Consider the following 13,611-nt stretch of genomic DNA (forward strand, 5'->3'; position numbering starts at 1 on the left):
TGGGCGTCAGCCTATCGTTCGCCTATTACCGTACCTGTTTTGTGCCCAGCTCGGTACGTCGTATGGGCGCGGGGCGTCAGCGGCCCAGCCAAATGCCCCGAATACGCCCGACTTCCGACATTCTGCGCTCGGCTAGCCTATCCGCTGCGACGGCGGGAGGAACGCCCTCATCGGCCGCGATTCGGAAGATCTTCAGAGTCGTGTCATAGATCTGGGTCGCCTTCGACCTGGCTCGCTCCATGTCGAAGCCCTCGATCTCGTCCGCGACCTGGATCACTCCCCCGGCGTTGACGACGTAGTCGGGCGCGTACAGGATGCCCCGCTCGGCGAGTTGCTTCTCGACACCGGGATGGGCCAGCTGGTTGTTGGCCGCGCCGCAGACGATTTTGGCCCGGAGCCTGACGACCGCGGCGTCGTCGAGAGCGCCGCCCAGCGCGCACGGCGCGAACACGTCGATGTCGGACCCGGTCAGCTCCACCGCGTCGGCCACCACGTCCACCTCCGGGCGATGCTGGCGCACGCGCTCGACCGCCTTGGGATCGACGTCGCAGATCACCACCTCGGCGCCGTCCTCGCGCAGGAGCTCGACCAGGCGGTGGCCCACCTTGCCGACCCCTTCGACGCCGACTCGCCTGCCGTGCAGCGACGGCGTGCCGTACACGCGCTCGGCCGAGGCCCGCATGCCCTGGAACACACCGAAGGCCGTGAGGATGGAGGAATCACCCGCCCCGCCATGGGCCCGGGTGCGGCCGGTCACGAAGCGGGACTCGCGGGCGATGACGTCCATGTCCTCGCTGTAGGTCCCCACGTCGCACGCCGTGATGTAGCGGCCGCCGAGCGACTGCACGAATCGCCCGTACGCGCGCAGCAGCGCCTCGCTCTTGTCGCGAGCCGGGTCGCCGATGATGACTGCCTTGCCGCCTCCCAGGTCGAGCCCGGCCAGCGCGTTCTTGTAGGCCATGCCCTTGGCGAGATTGAGCACGTCGGCCAGGGCCGCGCTCTCGCTCTCGTACGGGTAGAACCGCGTGCCCCCCAGGGCCGGGCCCAGTGCCGTGTTGTGGATGGCGATGATGGCACGCAGGCCGCTCTGCTCGTCGGCGCAGAACACGACCTGCTCGTGGACGTCCTTGTGGGACGAGCCGAAGACGTCGGTCACGGTGGTGACTCCCTGTCCGGTCCGCCGCGCCTTCGCGACGGAGATCGCCTCTCAGCGTAGTAAGCCTCAACGGTGCACGCAGGTTCGCTTCGTGACACGATGCCTCCGTGCTGCCCTATGCCGCCTACCTCCGCGTCTATGAGCCACTGACCGCGTTCGCCGAGTCCGAGCGCAAGCTGTGGGCCGACTACGCCGACTCACGAGACCGCCCACGGCGCGCGAACGCGCTCAATGCGGAGCACGGCGAGTCGGTGATGCGCCTTCTCGGCATCCCCCCCCAACCCGTTCCCGCCCAGGAGAGCCCCAACGCCTATCTGAGGCGCGTTGAGGACCGGCTATACGTATGCCCTTGGCAAACCCGTCTGCGCTCGTGGCTGGCCTTCTCAAGGCTGCGTGGCACCACTCCCGTGAAGCTGATGGACCGTCTCGTGCCCAAGGCCATCGCCGACCAGACCGCGGACGACTTCGACCGGTTCAAGCGGCAGGCCGGTTCGTCCGCGTTGCGCACCCACATTCGCACCACGGCGTGGCATGTGCCGCCATCGTGGTTCGTGCCGTTTGATGGAAACGAGCGCTGGCTGGTGCTTGGCTCCTCCACACCTGGACAGGATGTGACGACCACTACCGGACGTAACCTCATCTACGTCACCTCCATGGCACAGGCGAGGAGGCGGACGGCTCGCGCGCTCGGCGTGATGCGCCGGCACCTGGGGGATGCCGCGGCCAACTTCGACGTGGAGGACATCGCCAGGTGGCTGGAGGAGTTCCATCCCCACTCACTGGTCGAGCTCGACTACGGCGGGCTGGTTCACCTCATGGACGACGACGCGCTGCAGGCGGACCAGTCGGTCGCGGAGCTCGCGGCCGCTCTGACGGGCCTGGACACGGGTCAAGAAGAACTTGCCTACGCCATGTACCAGAGGGTGATCCTCCGGTGGAAGTCAATGCAACAGCTGGAATCTGCCAACTGAGGCCCAATACGACCGTCTGACCTGCATGAGTAGGTCACGTCTCGCGGCTGCTCTCTTCTGCGAACTGAGTAGTTTGCCGTTTTCACTGCGATACCACGAACCGTGTCGCTAGAATCACCGAGCGTGACATCCCCATGAGGGCGGGCAGTTGGGTCAAAGAAGGGCTCGCCAATCGCTCTGCGTGGCGGTATGGTCACATCGGGTGATGCCGCATATGGCTCAGAAAAGCCGCACGCTCTGTGCCATAGAGGGACATCCGTGACACGCGCAAAGGCAGTCACAGGATCGCTAAGCCGGTCCACACGGAGGAGAGGCCGCACAAATGTCAGCTCGTACACCCGAGGCCGAGCCACTGCTCACGCCCGCCGAGGTCGCGACCATGTTCAGGGTCGACCCCAAGACCGTTACGCGGTGGGCCAAGGCGGGTAAGTTGACGTCGATTCGCACCCTCGGCGGTCATCGGCGTTACCGGGAGACCGAGGTCCGGGCACTGCTCGCGGGCATTCCGCAGCAGCGCTCGGAGTAAGTGAGGGGTCGTCACGAACCTCAGGGGGGTTTGGTGAGCCAGGCCGACGGCCTGGTGCACCACTGTGACGACAACGTCGCATGGGAGAGTTGGCGCCGCCCGCCCGGCGCCATTCTTCCCGCGAGGGATCTCTACGCCAGCCGCTCGAGCAGCCTGGCCACGTCGTCGTCGTGCGCGGCGGCCACGCCGAGCAGCGCGACCATGTGATCGACGAGCAGCTTTTCCAGCGTCGGTCGTTCGATGTCGCGGCGCTCGAGCCAGTCGAGGCCGGCCGTCTCCACGGAGGCGATCCACGACCGCAGGGTCATGCGGAGCACCGGGCTCGGCTCCTCGACGCTCATCTGCTTCTGGATGAGGCGGAAGAGGCGGAGGCGCACACCGTCGACGATCTCACCGACCTCGCCCGCCCTGTCGGCGGGTCCCCCACGCAGCAACGCGGCGAAACCGGTCGCGTGCTCCTCGACGAAATCGAAGTAACGCCTGAGCCCCGAGGCCAGCTCGTCGAGCGGCCTGCCGCCCTCTTGGGGGCGCAGCCGGGACTCCAACTGCTCCGCCGCGCTTTTCAGCGCGGCCACATAGAGCTCCTGTTTGCCCCCGAAGTAGTGGTAGACCAGGGCCCGCGAAGCACCTGCCGCGGAGGCGACGTCGTCGATCGAGACGTCTTCCGCGTCGCGGGTGCTGAACAGCTCGAGCGCGGCCGCCATGAGCTCCTCGCGACGCCGGTCGACGCTGAGCCTGCGCCGCGCCGGTCGTGCCGTCTCGGCTGACTTCCCGGGTGTCACACCTGCACAGTAGCCGACGCCATGCCGCCGGTTGACGTGTGGCTATCCGGTCAATATCGGCATCCCTGAGTCAATCAGTGACCGAGGCCGTACCCTGCGGCTAACTCGATCGTTTGGTCAGACAGGTGCCCATATCCGCATCGCGGGGGAGACACATGTCAGGACCGCCCGTCAACACTTCAACCATTACTGAGCTCAGAGAGGTAGACACGCTGCCTCGGCCCAGACCGACCATCCGTAACGTCGCCGAACGAGCCGGCGTCTCGAAATCGCTGGTCTCTCTCGTGCTGCGCGGCTCCCCGCACGTGAGCGAGCACCGGCGCCAGGCCGTGCTACAGGCCGCCCGCGAACTCGGCTACCGGCCGAACGCGGTCGCGCGGAGCCTGGTGGAAGGCCGTACGCATCTGGTGGGCGCGCTCGTCGCCGACCTGCACAATCCGTTCTACGCCGAGTTCCTCGACGGCCTGCAGGAGAGCCTGCACGGCGACGGGCTGCGCATGCTCATAGGGAACAGCCAGTGGGACCCGGCTTTCGAGGACGAGGCCGTGGAGGCCTTCCTCGAGCTCCGGGTGGACGGGCTGGTCCTCCTGGGCATCGCGCCGACCAGCGAGACGCTGATCGAGGCCACCGCCTACACCCCGACCGTCGTCGTAGGGGAACGTGACATCGAGCTCGACGGCGTCGACATCGTGGTCGACGACGACCAGCTCGGCGCTCGCCTGGCCATCGACCACCTTGTCGAGCTGGGCCACAAGCGCATCGCGCACATCGAGGGCCGCCGATCGTCACGCTGCGAGGGCTACCTCGTGGCGATGCGCAGGCACTCGCTGGCGCCGTACATCATGGTCGAGGCCGCGGACTCGACCGAGGAGGGCGGCAGGGAGGCGGCGCTCGCGCTGCTGACCCGCGACCCCAGGCCTACGGCGATCTTCGCCGCCAATGACGTGGTAGCGCTCGGCGTGCTGTCAGCCGCGAGCGAACTGGGCCTGCGTGTCCCGCAAGACCTCTCGGTGGTCGGCTATGACAACACACACCTGTCGGCCTCCCATCACATCTCGCTCACCTCCGTCGACCAGCCTCGCCGCACTATGGGCAGGTCGGCGGCGGCGCTGCTGAGTGACCGGATCGGGGATCCCGCCAAGGTCTCGCGCCTGCGGGAGATCCGTCCCGAGCTGATCGTGCGACGTAGCACGGGTCCCGCTTAAGACGAATAAGAAATCTGCAAAGCCGACTGCCGCTATGGCGAGGATCACGCACACGACCGTAGGGCGGCAGTCTGCTGCAGCAGGTTTCTTGTGCGCAAAGTCTCAAGGCTGGGTCAAGCCGCGCGGTGCCGTGGCCGCGCGGCTGTTTACTCGTCAGGGTCATGCTAATTGTGGCCGGATTCGCTCCGGTCACGATCTGATCCGGGGGAACAGTCATGCGTGATCCGGAACTGGTGTCCTGCGCCCAGCGCGCGGCGGCCGAGCTCGAGCGTGCCTGGGGGCACTGGCGGGCGGGAAGGGGCCGGGGCAACGACGGCACCGCGGAGTCGGTCGCCAGCTACGTCGCCCACTCCCTCGACCACCCATGGGGGCGGCCCCGCGTCGTCCTCGGGCTCGACGCCGAGGACGCGCGGGAGCTGGCCGCCCTGCTGGAGCGACAGGAGGTCGGCGAGCACGTCTGGTGAGGGCGCGGGCCCAGAGGACGCACGGCCCCCTCCACTCGCCGTAGTCGGCATAAGGCAGGCTTGAGCTCCAGGCTTGTCGTAAGTTGGATGCCATGCGTGCTCTGCAAGCCTCAGTACTCGCCGTTTGCGGCCTGATCGCCTCCGCGTGTGGCGGCACCGGCTCCGGTGGCGCCGCGGCAGGTCAGGCCGCTCCCGCGACCGTCGTGGAGCAGGCTCCAGCCAAACAGGCCCCGCCCAGCGCCAAGCCGCTCGAGGGCAAGGTCATCGCGATCGACCCAGGCCACAACGGCGGCAACTACCGTGACCCGAAGGCCATCAACCGCAAGGTCAACGTGCTGACCCAGTGGAAGCCCTGCGACACGACGGGCACCGAGACCAACAGCGGCTTTACCGAGGCCGCCTTCACTTGGGACGTCTCACAGCGGCTCGTCAAGATCCTCGAAGACCGCGGGGCCACGGTCAAGCTGACCAGGACCGGCAACAACGGCGTCGGCCCCTGCATCACCCAGCGGGCCGCGATCGGCAACAAGGCCAAGGCCGCCGCGGCGATCTCCATTCACGGCGACGGGTCGGCCCCGGGCAACCACGGCTTCCACATCATCATGCCGAAGAAGATCAACGGCCCCGTGGACCCGGTCGTGGGCGCCTCGAGCAAGCTCGGGATCGCCGTACGCAACGCCTACGCCAAGGGCACCGGCGTCCCGTACTCCAACTACGTCGGCCGCAACGCGCTCGACTACCGCAACGACCTCGGCGGGCTCAACCTGTCGACGGTGCCGAAGATCTTCATCGAGTGCGGCAACATGCGCAACGCCGGGGACGCGGCCAAGATGAAGGATCCGAAGTTCCGGCAGAAGGTCGCAGTGGCGCTGGCGAACGGATTGCAGCAGTATCTCAAAGCATGATCCCTCGCCCAGAGCTGCTCACCGAGCTTTCCGCATCCTTCGAGCTGACCTCGGGCGCGACCGTGTCCGGCGACCTGGTCGACGCCGTACGCCTCGCGCTCCCCAGCCTGGACCTGCGCCCCGGCGACTCAGGTGAGATCGACGTACGGCGGGATCCGGGGCTGGGCGAGGAGGCCTACCGGCTGACGGTCGGCTCCCGGGGCGTGGAGATCGTGGCCGGCGGGCGTGCCGGGGCCTTCTACGCGGCGCAGTCGCTGCACCAGTTGCTGCCCGACGCCTCCTACCGCTTCTCCACCGGGGCCTCGTGGCCCGTGCCCGGGGTGCGGATCGAGGACGCGCCGCGGTTCGCCTGGCGTGGGCTGCATCTGGACGTGGCGCGGCATTTCTTCCCCAAGCGGGAGATACTCCGCCTGATCGACCTGATGGCGATGCACAAGCTCAACCGCCTCCATCTCCATCTGGTGGACGACCAGGGGTGGCGGGTGGAGAGCAGGGCATACCCGCTGCTGCACGAGGTCTCCTCGCACCGCCCGCGCACGGCGACCAACTTCTGGCGTGAGCCGGAGACGTACGACGGGGTCCCGCACGGCGGCTACTACACGCTCGACGACCTGGCGGAGATCGGCGCCTACGCCCGCGCGCGGTGCGTCACGATCGTCCCCGAGATCGACGTGCCGGGGCACGCGTCGGCGATCCTGGCGGCCTACCCGGCGCTCGGGGCCACCGGGGAGCCGTACGACGTGCTCGACCGCTGGGGCATCTCCTCCGCGATCCTGTCGCCGCTGCCGCCGACCGTCGAGTTCCTGACCACGATCTTCGACGAGCTGATCGGGGCGCTGGGCGAGACGCCCTACGTGCACATCGGCGGTGACGAGGTCGTGCTGGACCACTGGACCGAGTCGGCGGAGATCGCCGCGTACCGCGACTCGCTCGGGCTGGCCTCCGCCAACGACCTGCAGGCGTGGTTCCTGCGGCGGCTCGCGGACGAGCTGGCCGAGCGGGGCGCGCGGGCCGTGGTGTGGGACGAGGCGTTCGTCAGCGGCGGGCTGCGCGAGGACACCGTGGTCATGCCGTGGCGGGGCATGGGCGTGGGCCGCCGGGCCGCGGTGGCGGGGCACGACGTGGTGGCGACCCCGGTGTTCCCGCTGTACTTCGACTACGCGGAGGCGTCCTCCGCCGACGAGCCGATGGCCATCGGGGACGCGATCACCGTCTCCGATGTGGCCGGCTTCGACCCCGCACCCGCCTCGTGGACGGACGAGGAGCGTGCGCGGGTCCTGGGGGTGCAGGCGCAGCTCTGGACCGAGCGCGTGCCCGACGCCCGCACGGTGGACTACCGCCTGTGGCCGAGGGCCTGCGCCCTGGCGGAGGTGGCCTGGGCAGGGTCGTCCTCGGGCGGCTTCACGGGGCGGCTGGAGGAGCACCTGGGGCGGCTGGAGGCGATCGGGGTGGAGTACCGGCCCCTCGGCGGGCCGCACCCCTGGCAGCGGCGGCGCCCGCACCGGCCGGGCGTGGTGAACGTCTCCGACGTGATGGGCCGCATCGACGCCATGACCCACGACGCGGAGTCGACCCGGCCGAGCGTGTGACTCAGGGGGCCGGGCGGTCGTTGAGTATGCGCTGGAAGAGGCGGTTGTCCTGCCACCTGCCGTCGATCGCGAGGTAGCGATCAGCGGTGCCGTACGGCTCGAACCCGGCCTTGAGCAGCACGTTCTGTGAGGCCACGTTGTCGAGCAGGGTGCTCGCCGCGACCCTGTGCAGCCCCATCTCCTGGTCGGCGATGCGGCACACCTCCCGCACGGCCCCGGTGGCCAGGCCGCGGCCCGTGTAGCCGCCGTCCACCCAGTAGCCGAGATCGGCGCTCAGCCACGGGCCGCGGACGATGCCGCTGAGCGTCACGCGGCCCACGATCTCGTCGCCGTCGGCCAGCACCCACGGCATGGAGCGGCCCTGCGCCTGCTGCTCCAGCAGGTCCTTGAGCCGCAGGGCCTGTCCCTGCAAGGTGAAGAACTCCGCGGGCCTGCGGGGCTCCCACCGCTTCAGGTGGTCGCGGTTGCGGTTGTAGGCGTGCAGGAGTGCCTCGGCGTCCTGCTCGGCGGCCAGGCGCAGGATGACGCCGTCCGAAAGGGGTACGTCTTCAATCACCCGTCCTAGATTAGGCCGTACGACCTATGGCCTCCGTAATGGACTTCAGGCCGTGGCGGCGCACGCGTCTGGAGAGCTGGCGGTGGATGCGCGAGGCCCAGAGCGGGCCACCGTAGATCCAGCCCGTGTAGCCCTGGACCAGGGTCGCCCCGGCCAGCAGGCGCTCCCAGACGTCGTCCACGTCCTCGACGCCGCCCACCGAAACCAGCGTGAGGCGGTCGCCGACCTTGGCACGCAGGCGCCTGAGCACCTCCAGCGAGCGGCCCTTGAGCGGGCGGCCCGACAGCCCGCCGGTCTCGCCTCCGTGCCTGATCGTGGTGTTGGTGGCGATGATCCCGTCAAGGCCCAGCTCCACCGCCAGGTCGGCGACCGCGTCCACGTCCTCGTCCGCGAGGTCGGGCGCGATCTTCACCAGCAGCGGTGTGCGGCGGGGCGTGGCGTCCGCGACCTCCTTGACCGCGGTGAGCAGCGGCCGCAGCAGCGAGACGGCCTGGAGGTTCCGCAGACCCGGCGTGTTGGGCGAGCTGACGTTGACCACGAGGTAGTCGGCCAGCGGGGCGAGCTGCCTGGCGCTGGCCACGTAGTCGGCCACGGCCCCCGACTCGGGCACCACCTTGGTCTTGCCGATGTTCACCCCGACCACGACGGGGACGCCGCGGGCGCGACGCAGCCTGCGGGCGGCGGCCGCGGCCCCGGAGTTGTTGAAGCCCATCCGGTTGATCAGCGCGCGCTCCCGCACCAGCCTGAACAGGCGCGGGCGCGGATTGCCCGGCTGGGCGTGCGCGGTGATCGTGCCGACCTCGACGTGGCCGAAGCCGAGCGCGGCGATGGCCTCGGCACACGCGGCGTCCTTGTCGAACCCGGCGGCCAGCCCGAGCGGGCCGGGAAAGTGCACGCCGAACGCGGTCACCCGCAGGGCCGGGTCGTGCGGGGCGAGCGCCCGGTGGAGCAGCCGCTTGAGCACGGGCAGCCGGGCGAGGAGCGCGAAGGCGCCCACGGTGAGATGGTGCACGGCCTCGGCGTCGAAACGCCGCAAGACCTGCGTGAATACGAGGCGATACATCACGGGTCAGGCTACCAACCCGGCCTCGTGGGCGATGATCGCGGCTTGCACCCGGTTGCGTACGTCGAGACCGGTGAGGATGGCGCTCACGTACGCCTTCACCGTGCCTTCGACGATGTGCAGCTCGCGGGCGATCTCGGCGTTGGACATGCCCGCTCCGACCAGGGCGAGCACCTCGCGCTCGCGGTCGGTGAGCACCTCGATGCGGTCGCGGGCCCTGGCCCCCTTGGCCATCCTGGCGCCCCCGAGCTGCGCGATCACCCGCTGGGCGACCCTCGGCGACAGGTACGCGGCCCCCTCGGCCACCGCGTGGATCCCGGCGATCAGCTCGCGCGGGTCGCCCGACTTGAGCAGGAACCCGCTGGCCCCCACGTCGAGCGCCTTGGCGATGTAGTCGTCCTCCCCGAACGTGGTCAGCATCACCACGGCCGTCCGCGGCGCGACCCTGCGCAGCTCCCCCGCCGCGGCCAGCCCGTCGAGCCTGGGCATGCGGATGTCGAGCAGCGCCACGTCGGGCCGGTGGCTGATGGCCAGATCGACGGCCTGCCTGCCGTCGCCCGCCTCGGCCACCACCTCCAGCGATGGGTCGGACGCGAGTATCGCCCTGACCCCGGCGCGGATCATGGCCTCGTCGTCGGCCAGGAGTATGCGGATCACGACCTCTATATTGGCCGACATGGCACAGGTGAAGGTGTACGGGCGCAGGGACGTGTGGGCCGGACGGCAGCGGGAGATCTCCGATCTGGTGCAGTCGTGCCTGGTGAGCGCGTGGGGTCTGCCTCCGGAGAAGCGCTTCCACCGGTTCCTGCTGCTGGACGAGGACGACTTCGTCTGCCCAGGGCGTAGTGAGAATTACCTCATCATCGAGGTGATCTGCTTCACCGGGCGGAGCGACGACGCCAAGCGGGCCCTGATCAGGGAGATCTACGACAGATCGGGCTATGACCCGGAGGACGTCGAGATCACCATCATCGAGATGCCCAAGACGAACTGGGGCATCCGCGGGGTGCCGGCGGATGAGCTCACCCTCTCGTACAAGGTCGATGTCTAGCTGACGGTATGGTCCGACTCATGAGCACTCACTATGACGTCGTCGTTCTCGGCGCGGGTCCGGGAGGGTATACGGCCGCGGTCCGCGCCGCCCAGCTCGGACTGCGCACCGCGGTCGTCGAGGAGAAGTACTGGGGTGGCGTCTGCCTGAACGTGGGCTGCATCCCGTCCAAGGCGCTGTTGCGCAACGCCGAACTGGCCCACATCTTCAACAACGAGGCCAAGACGTTCGGCATCAGCGGCCAGGTCAGCTTCGACTACGGGGCGGCCTTCCAGCGCAGCCGCAAGGTGGCCGACGGGCGGGTCAAGGGCGTTCACTACCTGATGAAGAAGAACGCCATCACGGAGTACGACGGTCGCGGCACGTTCCTGGACGCGAACACGATCCAGGTGAACGGCGAGACGATCACGTTCTCCAACTGCATCATCGCGGCGGGGGCGACCACTCGTCTGATCCCCGGCACGCAGCTGTCCGAGCGCGTGGTGACGTACGAGGAGCAGATCCTCACCGAGGAGCTGCCGGGCAGCATCATCATCGCGGGCGCCGGCGCGATCGGGGTGGAGTTCGCGTACGTGCTGCACAACTACGGCGTCAAGGTGACGATCGTGGAGTTCCTCGACCGGGTCGTGCCGCTGGAGGACGAGGAGGTGTCGGCCGAGCTGGCCAAGCGTTACAAGCGGCTCGGCATCGAGGTGCTGACCTCGACCCGCGTGGACGCCATCGAGGACAGCGGCGCCTCCGTCAAGGTCACCGTCACCAGGGGCGACCAGACGCAGGTGCTCGAGGCCGACAAGGTGCTGCAGGCCATCGGGTTCCAGCCGCGCGTCGACGGCTACGGCCTGGAGAAGACGGGCGTGGCCCTGACCGACCGGGGCGCCATCGCGGTGGACGGGCGCTGCCGTACGAACGTGCCGCACATCTTCGCCATCGGCGACGTCACCGCCAAGCTGATGCTGGCGCACGCCGCGGAGTCCATGGGCATCATCGCCGCCGAGACGATCGCCAACGCGGAGACCATGGAGCTCGACTACGTGATGATCCCGCGGGCGACGTACTGCCAGCCGCAGGTCGCCAGCTTCGGCTACACCGAGGCGCAGGCGCGTGACCTGGGTTATGACGTGAAGGTGGCGAAGTTCCCGTTCACGGCGAACGGCAAGGCGCACGGGCTGGGCGACACGGCCGGGTTCGTCAAGATCATCAGCGACAACACGCACGGTGAGCTGCTCGGCGCCCACCTGATCGGGCCCGAGGTCACCGAGCTGCTGCCGGAGCTGACGCTGGCCCAGCAGTGGGACCTGACGGTGCACGAGGTCGCGCGCAACGTCCACGCGCACCCCACGCTCGGCGAGGCGGTCAAGGAGGCGATCCACGGCCTCGCCGGCCACATGATCAACATGTGACCTTTGGTGATCGGTACGGCGCGACCGTACCGATCATCGGACGCCTGCAGCGTGGTCCCCGTCCTTCAGGGCGGTGACGAAGACGTGGAACGGCGGGTCGTTTCCAGTAGTCCCGGTTTTGTCGGTGGCGGTCGTTAAGTTGATCGGCGTGTCCCGTTACCGGCTCCAGCCCACGCCCGCCCAGGAGGCGGCACTACTGGAGCATTGCGCTCACGCCCGTTTTGTCTGGAATCTGGCCGTCGAACAGCATGCCTGCTGGAGGTCGGGCCGTAAGGCCGCGCCGGGGTTCGCTGATCAGTGCCGTCAGTTGACAGAGGCCAGGGCTGAGTTCGCGTGGCTGAGGGCCGGTTCGGTCATCGTCCAGCAGCAGGCCCTCAAGGACTTCGCTCAGGCCGTGAGCAACTTCTTCGCCGGGTCCCACCGCAGGCCGACCTGGCGCAAACGCGGCCGGGGAGAGGGCTTTCGGATCGTCGCGGTCAAGCCGGACGCCGTGCGCCGCTTGTCCCGCAATGTGGGCGAGGTGAAGATTCCCAAGGTGGGATGGGTACGCTTCCGCTGGTCCCACGCCGTACCGGAAGGTATGAAGTCCTACCGCGTCACCCGCGACCATACGGGCCGCTGGCACGTGGCATTTGCCATGATCCCGCCACCCATCCCTATGCCGGGAACGGGGCAGGTGGTCGGCGTTGACCGGGGTGTGGCCGCGAGCGCAGCCCTGTCCACGGGTGAGTTGCTGAAGGCGCCTACGCTCCGCGACAGCGAGAAGAGACGGCTGCTGCGACTGCTGCGCAAGATCACACGGGCCAAGCGCGGGTCGAACCGTCGTGGGAAGGTCCGCTTGGCGATCGCGAGATTGAAAGCGCGTGAGGCGGACCGGCGCAAGGATTGGGCGGAGGAGATTAGCACCGACCTGGCCCGGCGTTTCGACGTCATCGGTGTGGAAGACCTGAAGATCAGGAATATGACCAGGTCGGCCAAGGGCACGTTGGAAGTGCCGGGCCGTAATGTCCGCCAGAAGGCCGGGCTCAACCGCTCCATTCTCGCGGCGGGCTGGGGCCTGCTGGTCGGGCGTTTGGAGCACAAGGCCGTGGGCCGACTAGTGAAGGTCAACCCCGCGTTTACGAGTCTGCGGTGCTCGGCCTGCGGGATCGTGGATCGGAGGGCGCGCGAGAGCTGTCTTCCGCTGCCGATCCTGCGGATACGCCAGCAACGCCGACGTGAACGCGGCCCGCAACATTCAACACGCGGCAGGGCAGGCCGTGTCTGCACGGGGAGGCTCGCCGTCGGGCGAGCCTGCGAACCGTGAACCTCAACGCGACCTCCTCCTCGTGGGGTAGTTGCTGTTGGAATCCCCCTTCTTTGCAGAGGGGGAGGATGTCAATTCCAGAGGTAGAGCGCCATGCCCAGGAGGGCCACAGCGATGGCGCACGACCAGCCGCGCAGGCTGTTCCAGCGGGTCCAGCGGGGCGAGTAGCCCGGCCAGTCCACGCTGCCCGCGTCCAGCGCGTTGTTCAGCGGCACGTTGACCACGGCCGTCACCACGATCGAGCCGAGGAAGCCGGCCAGCGCGGCCGCGATGGCCAGCACGCCCGGCAGGCCGGCCCCGGCCAGCAGCAGCAGGATCCCGGCGACCAGCGCGACGACCGGCGACAGCGTGAACGTGGGCAGGAACCGGGGGTTGAGGATCTTCCTGTTGACGCTGCGCATGGCGTCGGCCGCGTGGTCCTGGTCGATGGCGTCGAGGGCCGGCGTCACCGCCGTCGAGAACGCGAAGTAGAGGCCGGCCATCAGGCCGTTGAGCACGAGGGCGAGGATCGCCGCGACGGCCGCGAGTACATCCATGCGGCAATGATCCTCCCCGCGCGGGCTCTTTTCCACGCGAGGGAAGGCGGCGACTCCCCGGCGACCGAGCCCGCCTCCACGAAGCGGAGGCCATGAACACG

15 protein-coding genes and 1 pseudogene are annotated in these 13,611 nt (G+C 68.7%); 10 read left to right on the top strand and 6 right to left on the bottom strand.

Translation table 11 applies throughout. From position 1 onward, the window contains the following. Nucleotides 1-76 precede the first annotated feature (76 nt). Entirely contained in the window at nt 77-1,156 is a 1,080-nt protein-coding gene (locus tag AB0J09_RS04030; RefSeq protein WP_360684728.1) for a Glu/Leu/Phe/Val dehydrogenase dimerization domain-containing protein, read from the bottom strand. 107 nt (nt 1,157-1,263) lie between these two features. Between AB0J09_RS04030 and AB0J09_RS04035 the strand changes: the two genes are divergently transcribed. Both AB0J09_RS04035 and bldC read left to right on the top strand, forming a co-directional pair. Next, entirely contained in the window at nt 1,264-2,127 is an 864-nt protein-coding gene (locus AB0J09_RS04035; protein WP_360684730.1) for a hypothetical protein, read from the top strand. Between the two features lie 322 nt (nt 2,128-2,449). Then, entirely contained in the window at nt 2,450-2,653 is a 204-nt protein-coding gene (gene bldC, locus AB0J09_RS04040) for a developmental transcriptional regulator BldC (protein WP_013133571.1), read from the top strand. A gap of 131 nt (nt 2,654-2,784) precedes the next feature. Here the strand turns inward: bldC and AB0J09_RS04045 are convergent, their stop codons facing one another. Continuing rightward, the gene (locus tag AB0J09_RS04045; protein WP_360684733.1) at nt 2,785-3,435 is read right to left on the bottom strand and encodes a TetR/AcrR family transcriptional regulator; all 651 of its coding nucleotides are present in this window, start codon (nt 3,433-3,435) and stop codon (nt 2,785-2,787) included. Nucleotides 3,436-3,590: 155 nt separating this feature from the next. Between AB0J09_RS04045 and AB0J09_RS04050 the strand changes: the two genes are divergently transcribed. The 4 genes from AB0J09_RS04050 (at nt 3,591) to AB0J09_RS04065 (ending at nt 7,598) form a co-directional block, all read left to right on the top strand. After that, the gene (locus tag AB0J09_RS04050; protein ID WP_360684736.1) at nt 3,591-4,640 is read left to right on the top strand and encodes a LacI family DNA-binding transcriptional regulator; all 1,050 of its coding nucleotides are present in this window, start codon (nt 3,591-3,593) and stop codon (nt 4,638-4,640) included. A gap of 215 nt (nt 4,641-4,855) precedes the next feature. After that, nucleotides 4,856-5,104, top strand: coding sequence for a hypothetical protein (locus tag AB0J09_RS04055; protein ID WP_349454252.1), 249 nt, complete (start codon nt 4,856-4,858; stop codon nt 5,102-5,104). A gap of 92 nt (nt 5,105-5,196) precedes the next feature. After that, nucleotides 5,197-6,009: an N-acetylmuramoyl-L-alanine amidase gene (locus tag AB0J09_RS04060; protein ID WP_360684739.1), complete on the top strand. Its 813-nt coding sequence runs from the start codon at nt 5,197-5,199 to the stop codon at nt 6,007-6,009. Further along, nucleotides 6,006-7,598, top strand: a complete 1,593-nt coding sequence (locus tag AB0J09_RS04065; RefSeq protein ID WP_360684742.1) for a beta-N-acetylhexosaminidase — start codon at nt 6,006-6,008, stop codon at nt 7,596-7,598. The genes AB0J09_RS04060 and AB0J09_RS04065 overlap by 4 nt, the downstream gene beginning before the upstream one ends. A gap of 1 nt (nt 7,599) precedes the next feature. On the opposite strand, the gene AB0J09_RS04070 is transcribed toward AB0J09_RS04065, so the two are convergent. The 3 genes from AB0J09_RS04070 to AB0J09_RS04080 are packed head-to-tail and all read right to left on the bottom strand — an operon-like array spanning nt 7,600 to nt 9,874. Beyond that, nucleotides 7,600-8,154: a GNAT family N-acetyltransferase gene (locus AB0J09_RS04070; protein WP_360684745.1), complete on the bottom strand. Its 555-nt coding sequence runs from the start codon at nt 8,152-8,154 to the stop codon at nt 7,600-7,602. Between the two features lie 10 nt (nt 8,155-8,164). After that, the gene (locus AB0J09_RS04075; RefSeq protein ID WP_360684748.1) at nt 8,165-9,217 is read right to left on the bottom strand and encodes a quinone-dependent dihydroorotate dehydrogenase; all 1,053 of its coding nucleotides are present in this window, start codon (nt 9,215-9,217) and stop codon (nt 8,165-8,167) included. Between the two features lie 6 nt (nt 9,218-9,223). Further along, a complete protein-coding gene (locus tag AB0J09_RS04080) occupies nt 9,224-9,874 on the bottom strand; it encodes a response regulator transcription factor (protein WP_360684751.1) in 651 nt (216 codons plus the stop codon). Nucleotides 9,875-9,893: 19 nt separating this feature from the next. On the opposite strand from AB0J09_RS04080, the gene AB0J09_RS04085 reads away from it, so the two are divergent. The 4 genes and pseudogenes from AB0J09_RS04085 to AB0J09_RS04100 all read left to right on the top strand — a co-directional run bounded on the left by AB0J09_RS04085 (nt 9,894) and on the right by AB0J09_RS04100 (nt 13,005). Further along, entirely contained in the window at nt 9,894-10,268 is a 375-nt protein-coding gene (locus AB0J09_RS04085; protein WP_360684754.1) for a tautomerase family protein, read from the top strand. Nucleotides 10,269-10,288: 20 nt separating this feature from the next. Then, nucleotides 10,289-11,668 carry a dihydrolipoyl dehydrogenase gene (gene lpdA / locus AB0J09_RS04090; RefSeq protein WP_360684757.1) on the top strand — a complete coding sequence of 460 codons (1,380 nt, stop codon included), beginning with the start codon at nt 10,289-10,291 and terminating at the stop codon, nt 11,666-11,668. Between the two features lie 148 nt (nt 11,669-11,816). Beyond that, nucleotides 11,817-12,758, top strand: a pseudogene (locus tag AB0J09_RS04095) (transposase); the annotation flags it as partial. A gap of 64 nt (nt 12,759-12,822) precedes the next feature. Next, on the top strand, nt 12,823-13,005 hold the full coding sequence (locus tag AB0J09_RS04100; protein ID WP_360684850.1) for a zinc ribbon domain-containing protein: 183 nt from the start codon (nt 12,823-12,825) through the stop codon (nt 13,003-13,005). A 40-nt stretch (nt 13,006-13,045) separates the two neighbouring features. Here AB0J09_RS04100 and AB0J09_RS04105 read toward each other — a convergent pair whose 3' ends face one another. Next, nucleotides 13,046-13,510, bottom strand: coding sequence for an anthrone oxygenase family protein (locus tag AB0J09_RS04105; RefSeq protein ID WP_360684760.1), 465 nt, complete (start codon nt 13,508-13,510; stop codon nt 13,046-13,048). Between the last annotated feature and the right edge of the window lie 101 nt (nt 13,511-13,611).

It is taken from the genome of Nonomuraea sp. NPDC049784 (assembly GCF_040659615.1).
Taxonomy (GTDB): Bacteria; Actinomycetota; Actinomycetes; order Streptosporangiales; family Streptosporangiaceae; genus Nonomuraea.

What these genes read in the sequence shown, in the direction of transcription:
- bldC (WP_013133571.1), top strand. Translation starts at nt 2,450, where the DNA reads ATGTCAGCTCGTACACCCGAGGCCGAGCCACTGCTCACGCCCGCCGAG.
- AB0J09_RS04050 (WP_360684736.1), top strand. Translation starts at nt 3,591, where the DNA reads ATGTCAGGACCGCCCGTCAACACTTCAACCATTACTGAGCTCAGAGAG.
- AB0J09_RS04055 (WP_349454252.1), top strand. Translation starts at nt 4,856, where the DNA reads ATGCGTGATCCGGAACTGGTGTCCTGCGCCCAGCGCGCGGCGGCCGAG.
- AB0J09_RS04060 (WP_360684739.1), top strand. Translation starts at nt 5,197, where the DNA reads ATGCGTGCTCTGCAAGCCTCAGTACTCGCCGTTTGCGGCCTGATCGCC.
- AB0J09_RS04065 (WP_360684742.1), top strand. Translation starts at nt 6,006, where the DNA reads ATGATCCCTCGCCCAGAGCTGCTCACCGAGCTTTCCGCATCCTTCGAG.
- AB0J09_RS04075 (WP_360684748.1), bottom strand. Translation starts at nt 9,217, where the DNA reads ATGTATCGCCTCGTATTCACGCAGGTCTTGCGGCGTTTCGACGCCGAG.
- AB0J09_RS04085 (WP_360684754.1), top strand. Translation starts at nt 9,894, where the DNA reads ATGGCACAGGTGAAGGTGTACGGGCGCAGGGACGTGTGGGCCGGACGG.
- lpdA (WP_360684757.1), top strand. Translation starts at nt 10,289, where the DNA reads ATGAGCACTCACTATGACGTCGTCGTTCTCGGCGCGGGTCCGGGAGGG.
- AB0J09_RS04105 (WP_360684760.1), bottom strand. Translation starts at nt 13,510, where the DNA reads ATGGATGTACTCGCGGCCGTCGCGGCGATCCTCGCCCTCGTGCTCAAC.